Source organism: Anaerococcus prevotii DSM 20548 (assembly GCF_000024105.1).
Classification (GTDB): domain Bacteria; phylum Bacillota; class Clostridia; order Tissierellales; family Peptoniphilaceae; genus Anaerococcus; species Anaerococcus prevotii.
Genome location: NC_013171.1, coordinates 1,538,513 through 1,556,711, shown reverse-complemented (window position 1 = coordinate 1,556,711; position 18,199 = coordinate 1,538,513). Strand labels below are relative to the sequence as shown.

The 18,199-nt window shown below is 39.1% G+C and carries 12 protein-coding genes; 11 read left to right on the top strand and 1 reads right to left on the bottom strand.

Going from position 1 to position 18,199, the window contains the following annotated elements:
• Window positions 1-190: 190 nt before the first annotated feature.
• Window positions 191-883 (bottom strand): GntR family transcriptional regulator, encoded by a 693-nt coding sequence (locus tag APRE_RS07370; protein WP_015778356.1) that lies wholly within the window; start codon window positions 881-883, stop codon window positions 191-193.
• Window positions 884-1,080: 197 nt separating this feature from the next.
• Between APRE_RS07370 and dpaL the strand changes: the two genes are divergently transcribed.
• The 11 genes from dpaL to xdhA all read left to right on the top strand — a co-directional run bounded on the left by dpaL (window position 1,081) and on the right by xdhA (window position 18,194).
• Window positions 1,081-2,322: a diaminopropionate ammonia-lyase gene (gene dpaL / locus APRE_RS07365; RefSeq protein WP_015778355.1), complete on the top strand. Its 1,242-nt coding sequence runs from the start codon at window positions 1,081-1,083 to the stop codon at window positions 2,320-2,322.
• 20 nt (window positions 2,323-2,342) lie between these two features.
• Window positions 2,343-3,539, top strand: a complete 1,197-nt coding sequence (ygeW, locus tag APRE_RS07360) for a knotted carbamoyltransferase YgeW (RefSeq protein WP_015778354.1) — start codon at window positions 2,343-2,345, stop codon at window positions 3,537-3,539.
• Between the two features lie 11 nt (window positions 3,540-3,550).
• Window positions 3,551-4,888 carry a YgeY family selenium metabolism-linked hydrolase gene (locus tag APRE_RS07355; RefSeq protein ID WP_015778353.1) on the top strand — a complete coding sequence of 446 codons (1,338 nt, stop codon included), beginning with the start codon at window positions 3,551-3,553 and terminating at the stop codon, window positions 4,886-4,888.
• Window positions 4,889-4,919: 31 nt separating this feature from the next.
• A complete protein-coding gene (locus APRE_RS07350; RefSeq protein ID WP_015778352.1) occupies window positions 4,920-6,380 on the top strand; it encodes an NCS1 family nucleobase:cation symporter-1 in 1,461 nt (486 codons plus the stop codon).
• A 17-nt stretch (window positions 6,381-6,397) separates the two neighbouring features.
• Window positions 6,398-7,768: a dihydropyrimidinase gene (gene hydA, locus APRE_RS07345; protein ID WP_015778351.1), complete on the top strand. Its 1,371-nt coding sequence runs from the start codon at window positions 6,398-6,400 to the stop codon at window positions 7,766-7,768.
• Window positions 7,761-8,693, top strand: coding sequence for a carbamate kinase (gene arcC / locus APRE_RS07340; protein WP_015778350.1), 933 nt, complete (start codon window positions 7,761-7,763; stop codon window positions 8,691-8,693). The genes hydA and arcC overlap by 8 nt, the downstream gene beginning before the upstream one ends.
• A gap of 60 nt (window positions 8,694-8,753) precedes the next feature.
• Window positions 8,754-11,318 (top strand): FAD-dependent oxidoreductase, encoded by a 2,565-nt coding sequence (locus APRE_RS07335; protein WP_015778349.1) that lies wholly within the window; start codon window positions 8,754-8,756, stop codon window positions 11,316-11,318.
• A 9-nt stretch (window positions 11,319-11,327) separates the two neighbouring features.
• Window positions 11,328-12,647: a putative aminohydrolase SsnA gene (gene ssnA / locus APRE_RS07330; RefSeq protein ID WP_015778348.1), complete on the top strand. Its 1,320-nt coding sequence runs from the start codon at window positions 11,328-11,330 to the stop codon at window positions 12,645-12,647.
• A 38-nt stretch (window positions 12,648-12,685) separates the two neighbouring features.
• On the top strand, window positions 12,686-14,065 hold the full coding sequence (locus APRE_RS07325) for a uracil-xanthine permease family protein (protein WP_015778347.1): 1,380 nt from the start codon (window positions 12,686-12,688) through the stop codon (window positions 14,063-14,065).
• Between the two features lie 366 nt (window positions 14,066-14,431).
• Window positions 14,432-15,781, top strand: coding sequence for a uracil-xanthine permease family protein (locus APRE_RS07320; protein ID WP_015778346.1), 1,350 nt, complete (start codon window positions 14,432-14,434; stop codon window positions 15,779-15,781).
• 118 nt (window positions 15,782-15,899) lie between these two features.
• Window positions 15,900-18,194, top strand: coding sequence for a xanthine dehydrogenase subunit XdhA (gene xdhA, locus APRE_RS07315; RefSeq protein WP_015778345.1), 2,295 nt, complete (start codon window positions 15,900-15,902; stop codon window positions 18,192-18,194).
• Window positions 18,195-18,199 lie beyond the last annotated feature (5 nt).

The window sequence follows — 18,199 nt, the reverse complement described above, 5'->3', positions numbered from 1 at the left end:
ATTCTTTCTAAATTTCTAGACTTTCCCTCAAATACAAAAAACCCCGCCCTTAGCATCTATTTACTAAAGGGCAGGTTTTTGGAAATACTTCATTATTCTACCCTCCCATTTTTAAATTGTTCTTATGTATTTGATTTATGGCAAGAGGGCATAGGAATTCCATATGATTTATTGATTGTTTTCAAATTTTTTATTTTTCAACATTTAAAAGCTTGCTGATTTTTTCTATTGACTCATCTGTAATAGTCGTAGTCCAGTTTTTCCTTAAGGCATCTAGGGACTTATCTAGGTCTCTTTTTCTGAGGCTTTCTATTAAGATTAGGTGCTCGTCGTAAGTCGATGGGGCCTTGTGGGAGTCCTTGGCCTGATAGAAGCCTATTTCGAATCTTTTGATCCTCTTCTTAAGCCTATCTATAATAGGTTTGATTTCCTTGTTTGGAGAAAGTCCTACTATTAGGTCGTGGAAGTCATCATCAAGCTCGATTACTCTCATAATATTTTCGTTCATGTGCTCCATCTTGATTTGCTTGTTGATCTTCTCAAGCTCATCTATGAATTCATCTGTGATATGATCGAAGTTCTCCCTTAAGGCGTAGCTTTCAAGCTCAAGGACTAAGGGGTAGATATCTCTTAGCCTTTCTACCTTGATTGGAGCGACCATAGTCCATTGATTGGCCTTGCTTATAACCAGATCTTCGTTTTCTAGCCTAAGGATGGCTTCTCTTACCGGAGTTCGTGAAATCCCAAGTTCTTTGGAAAGCTCAGAGATCTTAAGTTGGGTGTAAGGAGTAAGCTCTCCAGAAATAATCTTATCGTGAAGTATATTGTAAGCTTCGTCTTTGACGAAGGTTCTTTTTATTTTATTAGCTTTTTGTGTTGTCATTTTTCTACCTTTCTATAATTATTATAACATATCTATGAAATCGTTTAATATTTATTTGACAATCTCAGAAATAGGTCCTATAATAATAGTGATATATCACATACCACTTATTATTATGGCTTAAGATAGAGAATTTGCAAATACCGAATAAGGGCAAAGTGAAGGATGTATCGAGAAATAATCGAAAGGATGTAATTTTGGAAGAACAATATAAGATAGTACTAAATGATATTAGTAAAAGAGAAAAGGCTTCCCTAGATTTTATCAATGAGGAAGTTGTTAACACTGCACAAAAATTTCATGAGAGTTTCCCTGATTATGAGCCAACTCCACTGGTAAGACTAAGTAACCTCGCCAAGCAATTTGGTGTAAAGGATATCTTCGTAAAAGATGAATCTTACAGATTTGGTCTAAATGCCTTCAAGGTACTTGGTGGATCATTTGCCATTGGAAAATACATAGCTGATAAGTTGGGAGTTGATATCGAAGAATTACCATTTGAGAAAATGATTTCAGACGAAGTGCGAGAAAAGCTTGGGGATATTACCTTCGTAACAGCGACAGACGGAAACCACGGTAGGGGAGTAGCCTGGACTGCCAACCAACTTAAGCAAAAATGCGTGGTAATCATGCCAGATGGATCAGCTACAGAAAGACGTGACAACATCAGAGCCTTGGGAGCAGAATGCGACATAATGGATGGTCTCAACTACGATGACTGCGTTCGTCTTGCCAATAAGAACGCTGAGGAAAAAGGTTGGGTAATGGTTCAAGATACAGCTTGGGAAGGATACGAGAAGATTCCAACATGGATCATAGAAGGATATGCAACCCTTGCTAAGGAAAGTAACGACCAACTAAAAGAAGCAGGTCTTAAACCAACACACATCTTCGCTCAAGCCGGAGTAGGTTCTTTTGCAACAGGAGTTACCGGATATTTCTCTTCAGTATATGAGGGAGAAGAAAAGCCATTCATAACTATAGTAGAGCCAGAAAAAGCAAACTGTAACTTCATCACAGCTAAGGCAGATGATGGAAAGATCCACAATGTTACTGGCAAGATGGATACAATAATGGCAGGACTTGCTTGCGGTGAGCCTGTAACAGTAGGCTGGCCAGTACTTCACTCATATGCAGATGCCTTCCTATCAGTTCCAGATAAGGCAGCAGCAAGAGGAATGAGAATTCTAGGCAATCCTTTAAAGGACGACAAGAAGATAATCTCAGGAGAAAGTGGAGCAGCAACCATGGGTCCTCTCTCAGAAATCCTCCAAAGGAAAGATTTAGAAGAGATTAAAAAAGACCTAAAGCTTGACGAAAATTCAGTAATCCTTCTAATCTCAACAGAAGGGGATACAGACTACGCTCACTACAGAAGAGTAGTTTGGGATGGAATCTATCCAAACGAAGAAGAATACACATACTCAATACAAAGATAAGAAAAATAAAGGAGAAATAAATGACAGCAGACATCAAAAAACTAATCGACGAACTAAGTGAACTTGACTATGAAAACCTATTTGAAGATGACTTCTTCCATACATGGGATAAATCACAAGACGAACTAAAGGCAATCTGGAAGACAGCTGATATAATCAGAGCTATGAGAGAAGAAAATATCTCTCCAAAAATCTTTGATTCAGGACTTGGAATCTCACTATTTAGAGACAACTCTACAAGAACTAGATTCTCATTCGCATCAGCTTGTAATCTTCTAGGACTTGAAGTACAAGACCTTGACGAAAGCAAGAGCCAAATCGCTCACGGTGAAACAGTAAAAGAAACAGCAAACATGATTTCATTCATGGCAGATGTAGTAGGTATAAGAGATGACATGTATATCGGCAAAGGCTACAAATACATGAAAGACTTCTCTGAATATGTAAAAGAAGGTCACGAAGATGGAGTTCTAGAACAAAGACCAACTCTAGTAAATCTCCAATGTGATATTGACCACCCAACACAAGCTATGGCAGACCTTAACCACGTAATCCACGAATTCGGTGGAATCGAAAACCTAAAGGGCAAGAAAGTTGCAATGACTTGGGCTTACTCACCATCATATGGTAAACCACTATCAGTTCCACAAGGAATCTCAGGTCTATTTACAAGACTTGGAATGGACGTGGTTCTTGCTCACCCAGAAGGATACGAAATCATGCCAGAAGTTGAAGAAATAGCTAAGAAAAACGCTGAAGAATACGGTGGAAGCTTCACAGTTACAAACTCAATGGAAGATGCATTCAAGGATGCTGACATAGTATATCCAAAATCTTGGGCACCATTCGCAGCTATGGAAGAGAGAACAAAACTCTACGGCGAAGGTGACCAAAAGGGAATTGACGAACTAGAACAAAGACTACTAGAACAAAACAAAGAGCACATGGATTGGGAATGTACAGAAGAGATGATGGAGCTAACCAAAGACGGTAAGGCTTTATACATGCACTGCCTACCAGCAGATATCACAGGAGTTTCTGCAGAACATGGTGAAGTAGCTGAATCAGTATTTGATAGATATAGAGTTCCTCTATACAAAGAAGCAAGCTTCAAACCATACATCATAGCAGCAATGATCCTTCTACAAAAGATCGAAAATCCAGAAGAAAAACTAAGAGAATTAGTTGATAAGGCAAACAAGAGAATAGATAAATAAGAGAGGTAGAAATGACAGAATTTAAAAATATAGATTTTGATGCAATCAAAGAAAAAGCAGGAGAATACAAAGAAGACATGGTAGCTTTCCTAAGAGATTTGATCAAGCTAAAAGGCGAATCTTGTGAAGAAGGCGACAAGGCTAAAAGAATAAAAGAAGAAATGGAAAAGCTTGGCTACGACAAGGCTTGGATTGATGGTCAAGGAAACGTGCTCGGTGAAATGGGCCAAGGAAAAAGGCAAATTGCTTTTGACGGTCATATAGATACAGTAGGAATCGGAAACATCGAAAACTGGGAATTCGACCCATATGATGGATTCGAAGACGATAACCTTATAGGTGGACGTGGTGGATCTGACCAACTTGGTGGACCAGTATCTGCAGTATACGGAGCAAAAATCCTAAAAGACTTAGGCTATCTCAATGACGAATACAGAGTTCTAGTAACAGGAACAGTTCAAGAAGAAGACTGTGACGGAAACTGCTGGCTATACATGATCGAGAAAGAAGGAATCAAACCAGAATTTGTAGTATCAACAGAGCCAACCGACGGCGGAATCTACAGAGGACAAAGAGGAAGAATGGAGATGAGAGTAGACGTACAAGGAGTATCTTGTCACGGATCAGCTCCAGAAAGAGGAGACAACGCAATCTACAAGATGGCAGACATCCTCAAAGAAATCGAAGCCCTTAACGAAAACCCAGCTGACGATTCAGTAGAAATCAAGGGTCTAGTAAAGATGCTTGACGAAAAATACAACCCAGAATACAAAGAAGCAAACTTCCTAGGACGTGGAACAGTTACAACAAGCCAAATCTTCTTTACATCTCCATCAAGATGTGCAGTAGCAGACTCATGTTCAATCTCACTTGACAGAAGAATGACAGCAGGAGAAACTTGGGAGTCTTGTATCAAGGAAATAGAAGATCTACCTTCAGTTAAAAAACACGGTGCAAAAGTTTCTATGTATGACTACAAGAGAGCAAGCTGGACAGGACTAGAATATGAACAAGAAGCATACTTCCCAACATGGGTTATTCCAGAAGATCACGAAGTAACAAAAGCCCTAGAAGATGCCTACAAGAACCTATACGGAGATAAGAGAATTGCTCCTCCTATAGCAAAAGAAGAAGAAAAAAGAGCAGCTCGTCCACTAACAGACAAATGGACTTTCTCAACAAACGGTGTTGCAATCATGGGTCGTCACAACATCCCAACCATAGGATTTGGACCAGGAGCAGAAGACCAAGCCCACGCACCAAACGAAGTAACATTTAAACAAGACCTAGTAACCTGTGCTGCAGTATACGCAGCATTGCCACTAGTTTATACACAAGAGAATAAATAAAGATTTAATTATAATTTAATAGGAGTTTACAATGGATGTAAAAAACACTCAAATACAAAAAGGTGATATTGTTGATTTAACCGATGCTGGTTTAGAAGAAATCAATAAATACAAAAACGACTATAACGATATGAGTGCTCCTATACCATCAAATAAAAGAGATTGGCGAACTAAAGACATCGCCAATCTCTGGATTGGTATGATAGTATCTATCGCTGTTTATCAAGTTGCAAGTGGTTTGCTGGTTTCAGGTATGAGTTGGGGACAAGCATTATTTACTGTTGTACTAGGGCACACTATAGTTATGGGAGTAGCTATAGCTTTAGGACATTTTGGAACTAAATACGGGATGACTTATCCAACCTTAAGTAAAATCGTTTTCGGTAATAAGGGAACTGTCTTTCCTTCACTTATCAGAGCGATTCTTGGTGTTTTTTGGTTTGGAGTACAAGCCTGGATAGGTGGTCAAGCAGTTTATACTATTATTGGTGCTTTATATCCAAATTGGCTAAATATGGGTTTTACTACTCAATTTATTTCATTTATCATATTTTGGATAATGAACGTATATATTGCTGCATCTGGAAGTAAAGCAGTAAAAGTACTCGAAGGAATTTCAGCGCCTATTTTAATAGTGCTCAGTTTGATTGTAATTATATGGGGATTGTCAACAGCCGATTGGAGTTTAAATAATTTATTAAATGTTGAAATATTAAAAGCAGACCCTAAAGTAGATTTTTGGAAATTATTTTGGCCAGCTCTTTCAGCAATGATTGCTTTCGATGGTGGTATAGCATTATCTATGCCTGACTATACTAGACACTGCGTAGATCAAAAATCTCAAAGTTTAGGTCAGATAATAAGTGCACCTATAATGACTTTCTATATTTCATTTGTAGGTATGTGTGGTACTGCAGGTGGATTGCTGGCATTTGGAGACGAAATTTGGGAACCGGCAGTATTAGTTGGACATTTTCCAAGTGTAGCGATAAGAATAATCTTCTCTATTTTTCTTATAATGGCCGTATTAACAACTAATGTTGCAGGAAACTTAATACCTCCAGTTAACATTGCAGCTACACTGACAAAAAATAAATTCAATTATAAAACTGTAACAATAGGGGTAGCTATTTTAGCGTTATTAGCTCGACCATGGGACTCTCTTTCAAGTGCATATAATTTGATTTTCAACGTAACACAGTTGCTAGGAGCTCTAATTGGTCCTATTTCGGGTATATATCTTGTGGCTTATTTGTTTGATTATAAAACAGAGATTGATGTTGTAGATATATACCGAACAGATGGTGGAAAATATTTCTATAGTAAAGGTTGGAATATACCTGTTATAATATTGTTCTTAGCTATGACATTACTTATATTTGCAGGCAGATTTGTAGATAGTTTATCTTGGATATTTAATAACGCATATGTATTTGGCGTAGTAGCTACTGGGGCGTTATACTACATTTATATTAAATTAATTAGAAAATAAATGACTTGGAGAAAGATATGTCTTTAATTATAAAAAATGCGAATTTATTAGGTAGTAATATTACAGATATAAAGATTAACAATGAGAAAATTGAAGCTATTGGTAATAATTTAGATGAAAAGGACAGTGAAATCTATGATGCTGAGAATAAGTTAGTTTTGCCTGGTGGAATTGATGTTCATACTCATATGTCTTTAGATTTAGGAGAATATGTAGCTGTTGATGATTTCCATACAGGCACTAGAGCAGCAGCACATGGCGGAACAACTTGTATTGTAGATCACATTGCTTTCGGACCAAAGGAAAGCTATGTTTCTGAAATGATTGAACATTATCATGAATTAGCGAATAACAAAGCTATAATAGATTATTCTTTTCATGGTGCAGTACAAGATGCGAGAGATGAAACTCTAAAGCAAATTGAGCATCTTCATATTAATGATGGGATTGTATCTGAAAAGATTTACACTACCTATGGTGGAAAATTAAATGATGCAGAAATCTTAAAAATTCTAAAAAAAGCTAAAGAAACAGGAACCATAATATGTATTCATTGTGAAAATGATGGTTCAATTCAGGAATTGAGAGAGGAAGCGGAAGAACAAGGAAATTTAGATCCTATTTATCATGCAAAAACTAGACCAGCAGAAACTGAAGCGGAAGCAATTAATAGACTAATATACCTATCAGAAATTGCTGGTTTTCCGAAATTGTATATAGTTCATACTTCAACTGAATTAGGACTAAGGGAAATAATAAAAGCTAGGAAAAGAGGAGTTAAAAACCTTTTCTGTGAAACATGTACCCAATACTTAATGCTTAATGAAAGCAAATATATAGATGGTGGAAATGAGGAAGCTATTAAATATATAATGGCACCACCATTAAGAAAGCAATCTGACCAAGATTTTTTATGGGAAGGCATTAGAAACGGTGATGTAGATGTAGTTGCTACTGACCATTGTCCATTCTTCTACGAGAAAGAAAAGTTGCCTCATAAAGATAACTTTATGACATGTCCAGGAGGAGTTCCAGGAGTTGAAGAAAGAGTAGAGCTAATTATAACTGAAGGTTTAAGAAGAGGAATAGAACTAGAAAGGCTTGTAGAAGTCTTAATGATAAATCCATCAAAAATATTCGGATTGTACCCTAGGAAGGGGAATATAATACCAGGAGCAGATGCCGATATAATAGTGCTAGATGAAAAAGAATATACTATAAAACAAGATAATAGACATTCAATTGTAGATTATACAACTTACGAAGGTATGAACTCAGATTATGAAGTTTCTACAGTTTTATGTAGGGGTAACTTTATACTTAAAGATGGAGAATACTTAGGAAAGCAAGGTTACGGTAAATTTATTAAAAGGAAATTTGATGAGTAAGAAAATATTAGTAGCTCTAGGGGGTAATGCTTTGGGCAATACTCCTTCAGAGCAGAAGGAAGCAGTAAAGACAACAGCTTCTGCTATTGCAGGGCTTGTTAAGGAAGATTATAAGGTTATAATTTGCCACGGCAACGGACCACAAGTTGGGATGATAAATCTCGCCATGAGTGCAGGAGCAGAGGCAAATGACAAGATACCTTTTATGCCATTTCCTGAGTGTGGAGCTATGAGCCAAGGCTACATTGGCTATCATTTGCAAAATGCTCTTGAAAATGAATTTATTAAAGAAGTTATTGATAATCCAGTCGTAAGTCTGGTAAGCCAAGTTATGGTTGATGAAATGGACCCAGCATTTTCCAATCCAACAAAGCCAATTGGCGATTTCTACAGCGAAAGTGAAGCCAAGGCCCTAGAAGAGGAAAAAGGCTTTGTGATGAAGGAAGATGCAGGAAGAGGATATAGACGTGTTGTTGCAAGTCCTAAGCCTGTCGATATAGTAGAAAAAAGAGCCATCACAACCCTAAGTGATGCAGGTTGTGTGGTAATAGCAGCAGGCGGTGGAGGTATTCCAGTTATCAGACAAAATGACGAGTATGTCGGTGTCGATGCTGTTATAGATAAGGACTTCTCATCAGCTAAACTCGCAGAGCTTGTTGATTGTGATGTCTTGGTAATTCTTACTGCAGTAGAAAAAGTTGCCATTAATTTCGGTAAGGAAAACCAAGAGGACCTCGATAGCTTATCTGTCGAAGAAGCAGAAAAATATATAGCAGAAGGACAATTTGCCAAGGGCTCTATGCTACCAAAGGTAGAAGCAGCCTTGGAGTTTGTAACTAGTAAACAGGGAAGAGAAGCAGTAATAACAAGTCTAGAAAATGCAAAAGACGCCCTAAATGGTGCGACTGGAACTTGGATCGGATAGAGGACAAACCCATATGATTGAAAGAATTGTATGGGTTTTTCTTTATAGGAAGGATTGAGTATGAGTGAATATATGAGAGCGATAGAATTTCCGAAGCTTATAGAATGGGCCCTTGCGGAATACAAGAATGAGGGAAGTGTATTTTCTATTGCCAAAGAGAAATTTTATAAAAATAAAACTAATAAAAGCCTAAGGACAGTTTTTGGCGATGAGCTTGGATCTGCTGTAGGACCTGCTGCGGGACCTCACACTCAGCTTGCCCAAAATCTCATAGCTTCCTATCTAGTAGGCGGAAGATATATGGAGCTTAAGACCTGCCAGATCATGGATGGGGAAGAGCTAATGGCAGCTATTCCAAAACCATGTATCAATTCAGAAGATGAGGCCTACAATTGCGAGTGGTCCACAGAGCTTAAGATAGAAGATGCAGCAAGTGAGTACATAAAGGCAGAACTTGCTATAAGGGTTCTCGCCAAGGAGTTTGGCTTGTCTGATGATAAGGACTTTGTCCTTAATATGTCAGTAGGATATAATCTTGAAGGAATCAAGTCAGAAAAGGTAGACGGATTTATCAATTCCTTGATGGATGCGAGTGATACGGAAGTCTTTAAGGATTCGATCAAATATCTTAAGGATAATATAGACAAGTTTGAAAACGTTAGTATAGAAGATATAGAAAAAATAGACGGTAAGATCTGTAATTCTATGACTCTTTCTACCATGCACGGAACTCCAGCAGGAGAAATCGAAGAGATTGCTGCCTATCTGATTGAGGAAAAGGGACTCAATACCTTTGTGAAGTGTAATCCAACCCTAGTTGGCTATGACTATGCTAGAAATATCCTAGATGAATTGGGCTACAAGTACATAGACTTTGACAAGGCACAGTTTGATTATGACCTTGGTTTTGATGAATCCATAGAAATATTTACAAGGCTTTTAGACCTTGCTAAGGAAAATGACCTAGTCTTTGGTTGTAAGCTATCAAATACCTTCCCAGTTATACAAAAAAGGGGAGAACTGCCTAGTGAAGACATGTACATGTCAGGAAGGTCCCTTCTTCCATTAACTATATCTGCAGCCTTGAAATTATCAGAAGCCTTTGATGGAAAGCTTCCTATGAGCTACTGCGGTGGAGCTGATGGACTAAATATAGAAGAAATATTTGAAATTTTTAACCAGCCAATCACAGTTTCCACAACCCTACTCAAGCCAGGTGGCTACTATAGGATGAAAGATCTTGCCCAAAAATGCGAGGGACTTCTGGGAAGAGCTTATGATGGAATAGATAACGAAAAATTAAGAAATCTTGTATCAAGTCTTAAGTCTAATGACCTTTATGCCAAAAACCCTAAGCTTAGACTAAGGACTAGAAAATGGGCGAGTGACCTTCCTATGACAGATTGCTATAGTGCACCTTGTAAGGATTCGGCCTGTCCTATAGGCCAACAAGTTCCAGCCTACCTTCATTTTGCAGAAGTTGGCGATTACAAGAAGGCCATGGAAGTTATAGCAATAGATAATACTGCTCCTGCGATATTATCAGAGACCTGCTATGAATATTGCAAGAAAACTTGTACCAGGGTTGACTATGAAGCTGGTGTAAATATTAGAGATGTCAAAAAAGAAGTAACAGATACTTACTACGATAAATATATAGAAGAAATCGAAGTAAGTCCAATCAAGACTTCCGCCAAGGCCCTAATCATAGGAGGAGGACCTGGAGGACTTGCAGCAGGAATCTTCCTTAGAAGAAACGGCCTAGAAGCTAAAGTTATCGAAAAGTCCGACAGACTATATGGCTACGCAAATGAGCTTGTCTCAGATGAAGCTATAGAAAAAGATATAAGACTTGCCGAAAAAATAGGACTAGACTATGAGCTTAACACAGACCTAGACCTTGACCTGGAAGAGCTAAAAAAGACCTACCAATATATTATAATAGCTACAGGAAGTAAGACAGATTACGAGAAACTCAAGGCATCTGGTATAAAGGTCGACAAGAAAGTCCACCTTCTTCCTACAAATGAGACCAATATTGAAAACGTCTACCTTGCAGGAGATATCACTAAGGGAAGAAAGTCAATTGTAAATGCAATAGGGGATGCAAAAGTTATAGCCAAGGATATTCTAAGAAAAGAAAATCTCGAAAATGACTTTATAGAAGTCTCCTATGAAAAATCACTTGATTCGATAATCGAAAGACGTGGTTACCTTGAGCCAGCCAAGGACAAAGACGCATCAAGATGCTTATCTTGCGATAAGATTTGTGAGATATGTACCGAAGTTTGTCCAAATAGGGCCAATGTCGCTATAGTTGTCGAAGGCTTTAGGAATAAAAGACAGACCATCCACCTTGACGGACTCTGCAACGAATGTGGAAACTGCGAAAGCTTCTGCCCACATGATGGTGCTCCTTACAAGGATAAATTTACAGTTTTCATAAGAGAAGACGACTTCGATATGTCTGAGCAAAGTGGAATATTTAGGACAGGTTCGGGCAATTATAAGATTAGACTTGAAAACAAAAACGTTATCGAGGCAGACCCTTCTGATGAAAGAATCAGCGAAGCCTACAAGAAACTAATCAAGGCCCTAGAAGAAAGATACAGCTACTACCTATAAGGAGAAATTATGATAATTAAGGCAAAGACCATTATTACCAACGATAAGGCTAACAACTTCTACGAGGATGCGGCAATCCTTATAGAGGAAAATATCATAAAGGAAATAGGAGATTTTGATAAGATAAAGGGAGAAAATCCAGACGAAGAGGTCCTAGATTTTTCTGATAAGCTTGTTATGCCAGGCCTAATATGTGCTCACTCCCACGCCTATTCTGCCTATGCGAGAGGGATGAGCGTATCAAAGCCAACTGATAACTTCTTTAACGTCTTAGAAAACCTCTGGTGGGCCCTAGATAAGGAACTTACCCTAGAAGATGTGAAGCTAAATGCCCTAACTACCTTTATGGAGTCAGTTCAAAACGGGGTGACAACTATTATAGACCACCACTCAGGACCAAATGCTATAGAAGGATCTCTATCTACTATGGCAGATGCTGCGACAGATCTTGGAATTAGAGCAAGCCTCTGCTATGAAGTATCCGACAGGGACGGGATGGACAAAAGAGACCTAGGAATTGCTGAAAACATAAACTGGATTAAGGAAGCAGAAAAAAGAGACGATATGCTAAGTGCTCTCTTTGGCCTCCACGCTTCCTTCACCCTATCAGATGAGACCCTAGCAAAATGCCAAAAGGCCATGGAAGAGGTCAATTCTGGCTACCATGTTCACATAGCCGAAGGCATAGAAGATGAGTGGGAAACAGTAAAGATGAGTGGGAAGAGAATCGTAGATAGGCTCGATGCCTACGGAATCTTTAACGACAAGACTCTTTCTATTCACAACGTCCACATCAACGAAAGAGAGATGGATATCCTAAAAGAGAAAAATACCATGGCAGTATTCAATCCGGAAAGCAATATGAATAATGCCGTGGGAGCTCCTCCAACTGTAAGGATGCTTGAGAAGGAAATACTTTTAGGTCTTGGGACAGATGCCTACACCAACGACATGTTTGAGTCAATGAAGGTGGCCAAGGTTTTCATCACTCACGAAAACCATGACCCAACCAAGGGCTTTGCCGAAGCTATCAAGATGCAATTTGAGAACAATCCAAAGATTATGGAAAGATACCTCAAAAGGCCAGTAGGAAGAATCGAAGAAGGAGCCTACGCTGATATCATAGCCCTAGACTATGATCCGATAACTCCTTTAGAAAAAGAAAACTGGCCAGGCCACGTCCTTTTCGGCCTAAGTGGAAAATGTGTAACAGATTCTATAATAAACGGCAAAGTAGTAATGGCTGATAGGAAAATTAAGACAGTCGATCAAAAAGCAATCCACGAAAAATCAAGACAAAGAGCAAAAGCAATCTGGCCTAAACTTTAGGCTGGATTGGAAATACATAATATACTTAAGGAGAAATTATGGAAAAAAATACTAATCAAGCTGTCTCAAAGTCATTGTTTGACCTTGATGGCAAGCCTGAATTTAAGAAGGCCTTCCCCATAGCCCTTCAGCATTTGTTGGCAATGATCGTAGGAAATACCCTGCCTGCAATCGTTTTGACAAATACTTTGGCTAATACTGAGCATGCCCTAACAGCGGCAGAGTCAATTTATCTTATCCAAGCAGGAATGTTTGTAGCAGCCCTTGCTACCTTCCTTCAACTTTACCCAATAGTTAAACTTGGACTTGGATCAAGGCTTCCTATGGTAATGGGAGTATCCTTTGCCTATATACCTGTAATTAACTCAGTTGCAGTCAAATACGGTATAGGAGCAGTCTTTGCCTCCCAGATAGTAGGTGGTGTAATAGCCTTCCTTGTTGGAATGAATATCAAAAGACTCTACAAATACTTCCCACCAATGGTATCGGGAACAGTTGTTCTTACAATAGGTCTTTCTCTCTACTCAGTTGCCCTAAACTACATGGCAGGAGGAAATGGAAACCCTAACCAAGGAGCTATGGTCTATTGGATAGTAGCCTTCATCACTCTTGCAGTTGTTCTTATTTGTAATATGTTTGGTAAGGGTCTTGTAAAGCTTTCTGCAATCCTTATAGGAATCGTAGCAGGCTACATTGCATCTCTTGCCTTTGGTATAGTGGATTTCTCTAAGCTATCTGATGCAGCTTGGCTTACAATCCCAAAAGTTATGCCATTTAGCCTAGACTTCCACCTAGATGCTTGTATCACAATGGCGGTTATGTTTACAGTAAACTCCATCCAGGCAGTAGGAGACTTCTCTTCTACCACAACAGGTGGACTTGATAGACAACCAACAGAGAAGGAACTTGAGGGCGGAATCAAGGGCTACGGTCTTACAAATATGGTATCAGCCTTCTTTGGAGGACTTCCTACAGCATCTTATTCACAAAACGTTGGTATAGTGTCCCTAACAAAGGTTGTTTCAAGACACGTGCTTAAGATTACTGCTACTATGATACTTATAGCAGGATTTATTCCAAAGTTTGGTGCTCTAATGCTTTCTGTACCTCAAGCTGTAATAGGTGGAGCGACAGTAACAGTATTTGCCCAAATCACTATGAGTGGAATGAGACTTATCACATCTGATGAGATGAGTGTGAGAAATGTAACAATAACAGGACTTGCAATCGCACTAGGTATGGGAATCACCCAGGTAAACCCAGTAGCAATCGAACAATTCCCAGAATGGTTTAGAATGATATTTATCTCTTCACCTGTAGTTCTTTCAACTCTTGTAGTTTTCTTCCTAAATATAATTCTTCCAAAGAAGACTATCGAAGAAGAAGAACGTGAAAGAGAAATGATGGATAAGGAATAATAGAAAATCGCCATGAAAGTGGCGTTCAGACTGTAGACAAAATCAAAATAACCCTTATTTCGACCGAACGGAGTGAGCGGAGAAATCTAGTGAGATCTCTCCATGCGTTCGTTTCACTCTCTTAGTCGAGATAAGGGTAACTTAACGATAAAATAAATTACGATTGAAGTTGCTTTGTCTACACTCTAGCGCCATGAAAGTGGCGTTTTTCTTTGCTTATTTTTAAGAGCGAATATTATTTTTATAATCTAAATTAGCCTAAAATTATACGAGGCTTCTTCCTTTTGATTTTTAATAGAATAAATATTTTACAGTAAAATATTTTGTGATACAATTATTCATATAGAAAACGAAAGGGAGGATTCTATGAAATCTGATACAAATTCTAGTGTAAGTATTGACAATATTTACCAACTTGATGGCAAGGTTCCTATAGCCAAGGCAATTCCTTTTGGTATCCAGCATGTCTTGGCTATGTTTGTTGCAAATCTTGCGCCAATTATTATTGTCGTAGGGGCAGCAACAGCGGCAAATCCTGATCTTGATATTGACCTAGCATCTCTTATCCAAAATGCTATGTTCATAGCAGGTCTTGGATCTCTTATTCAGCTTTACCCAGTATGGAAAATTGGTTCTAGACTTCCAGTTATCATGGGGGTAAGTTTTACTTTTTTGGCATCATTAATTTATGTTTCTACTAATTTTAACTACGAAACTATGATTGGAGCAATCATTGTCGGCGGTATTATAGAAGGGACCTTGGGTCTTCTTGCAAAATACTGGAGGAAGTTTATAGCGCCAATTGTTTCAGCTTGTATTGTTACAGCGATTGGTTTTTCTCTATTAAGCGTCGGTGCAGCATCTTTTGGTGGTGGCAATGGGGCTAGTGATTTTGGTTCTACTAGGAATCTTCTTCTTGGAACTATTACTTTAATTTCTTGTTTATCCTTTAATTCTTTAGCTAAGGGCTTTTGGAAACAACTTTCTGTTCTATTTGGTCTTATAGTTGGTTACATAATAGCAGTCTTTATGGGCATGGTTGATTTCTCTCCAATTGCCGAGGCAAGTTTCTTCTCCATACCTAAGTTTATGCCTTTCAAACCACAATTTAACCTAAGCGCGATTATCTCCATGGTTGTTGTATTTTTGGTATCTGCGGCAGAAACTATTGGAGATACCACTGCAGTTTGTGCTGGTGGTCTGGGTCGTGATATTACTGAAAGAGAAATCCAAGGATCTCTTGCTTGTGATGGTTTCCTAAGTGCCGTTTCTGGTCTTTTTGGCTGTGCTCCAATCACATCCTTTAGCCAAAACGTTGGCCTTGTAGCAATGACTAAGGTAGTCAACAGATTTACTATAATGTTTGGTGCTCTTACCTTAATCCTTGCGGGACTTTTCCCTAAAATCGGTGCTCTATTTGCAACTCTACCAGAACCAGTTCTTGGAGGATGTACTATAATGATGTTTGGTTCAATCGTGGTAAGCGGTATAGGAATGATCGCTGATTGCGGCTTTAGCCAAAGAAATACTACCATAGCAGCCCTATCCTTGAGTATTGGAATTGGTTTTACCCAAATTCCAGAAATCTACCAACAACTTCCAGCTCTCTTTAGAGATATTTTCTCATCAAACCCAGTAGCTAACGTATTTGTTATAGCTATAGTAATGAGTCTTGTCCTTCCAAAGGAAAGGGAAGAAAAGCAAAAAGAAAATTAATCTATATACTTCCAAATCATATATGGTTTGGGAGTATTTTTGTGGCCTAAACTATTAATTTATCCTAAAATATGATATATTATTTGTAAATAGTCGTAAGTAATAGAAAGGAAAGAATATGTACGTAGGCAAAAAAATCAAGAGAGTAGATGCTTTTGACAAGGTTACAGGTAGGGCAAAGTTTACCGAAGACCTCGTTCCAAAGGACGCATACACAGCGAAGATCTACCATTCAACTATAGCACACGGCAAGGTTTTAAGTATAGATACAAAAGAAGCCATGAAGGTTCCAGGTGTTGTCAAGATAGTAACTTGTTTTGACGTGCCAAAGATTCAATTCCCAACAGCAGGTCACCCTTGGTCTACCGAAAAGGACCACCAAGACGTAGCTGACAGGCTCCTACTCAATGAGCATGTTAGATATTACGGAGACGATGTGGCGGTTGTAATCGCCCGTGATGAAGTAGCTTGCAAACAGGCCCTAAAGAAAATTGTAGTCGAGTATGAGGAATATCCTGCAAACTTTGACGCCCTCGATTCAATCAAGGATGTTAAGGTTCCAATCCATGAGGAAAGCCCTGACAATATCCTAAAACATACTACAAATAACAGGGGAGACTTCGAAGAAGCTATCAAGGAAGAAGGACTTATCAAGGTAGTTGGAGATTATGAAACACCTATAATATCCCACGCCCATTTGGAAAATCCAGATGTATATGCCTATGAAAAATCAGGCAAGATTGTAGTAGTTGCCTCAACCCAAATCCCTCACATTATAAGAAGAGTTGTCGGCCAAGCCCTAGGGCTTGGTTGGGGAAAGATTAGAGTTATCAAACCATACATAGGGGGAGGATTCGGCAACAAGCAAGATGCCTTGTACGAGCCACTTTGTGCCTTCCTCACAACCCAAGTTGGAGGTCATCCTGTTAAGCTTCTCCCATCAAGAGAAGAGACTTTCGTTTCAACTAGAACAAGACACGCTATGAAAATTCACATAGAATCTTACGTCAGAAAAAACGGTGATTATGTAGCAAGAAGAGTAGAAACTTACTCCAATGGAGGAGCCTACGCATCCCACGGTCACTCTATAGCCGCTAAGGGATTAAACTGCTTCCACCAACTCTATCCTTGTGAGAATATCAAGGGAGATGCCTACTCAATCTATACCAACCTTCCAGCAGGAGGGGCTATGAGAGGTTACGGTATCCCTCAAGCCATGTTTGCCTACGAAGCCCACCACGACGATGTGGCCAAGGCCCTAGGCATGGATCCACTAGAGCTTAAGCTTAGAAATGTCATGCCAAAAGGCTACGTAGATCCTTTCTCTCACAATGAAAACTATTACGATTCCTTCAGAGACTGCCTAGAAAAGGGAGCAGAAGCCATTGACTACTACGCTAAGAAGGAAAAATACAAAAACCAAACAGGAAATATCAGATACGGAATAGGTTGTGCTGTCTATTGGTATAACACTGGAGTATTCCCAATTTCCCTAGAGTCTTCCTCTTGTAGGATGATAGTTAATGAGGATGGGTCTGTTCAAATCCAACTACCTGAAACAGAAATTGGCCAGGGAGCTGATACTGCCTTTACCCAAATGGCAGCAGATTCACTTGGCATGAGGATAGAGGATATCCATATCATATCAACTCAAGATACGGACGTATCTCCATTCGGTCTTGGAGCTTATGCCTCTCGTCAAACATACATGGCAAGCTTTTCTATTACAAAAACTGCCAAGGAATTAAAGGAAAAAATCCTAGACCAAGCCTATCTACAGACGAGAATTACACCAAACAATCTCGATATAGTAGATTCAACTATAGTTAGGAAAACTGACGGCAGGAAGCTTCTTACTATGGAAGAGCTCGCTACAGAGTCTCTCTACACCCTAAAGACTGAAAACCAACACATCACAGCAGAGACAACCCACACAATCAGGACCAATGCCTTCTCCTTTGGGGCAAGCTTTGCCGAAGTCAAAGTCGACATAGATCTTGCAAAGGTTGAAGTAGTTAAGCTTATTAATGTCCACGATGCTGGAAATATAATCAATCCACAACTTGCCGAGGCCCAGGCCCACGGAGGAATGAGTATGGCAGTAGGCTACGCCCTAACGGAGGAGATGAAATACAATGATAAGGGAAGAATCCTAAACAACAACCTCCTAGACTACAAGCTAGGTACGATTGCGGATACGCCAGAGTTTGAAGTTTACTTTATAGAAAACCCAGAACCAACTTCTCCTTACCACACCAAGTCTCTGGGTGAGCCACCAACATGCTCCCCAGCGCCAGCTATAAGAAATGCGGTCCTAAATGCGACTGGAATTTCAGTAAACAAGATTCCTATGACCCCACACGTACTCTTCCCATTATTTAAGGAAAATGGACTCATAGACAATGATTTATAAGGAGG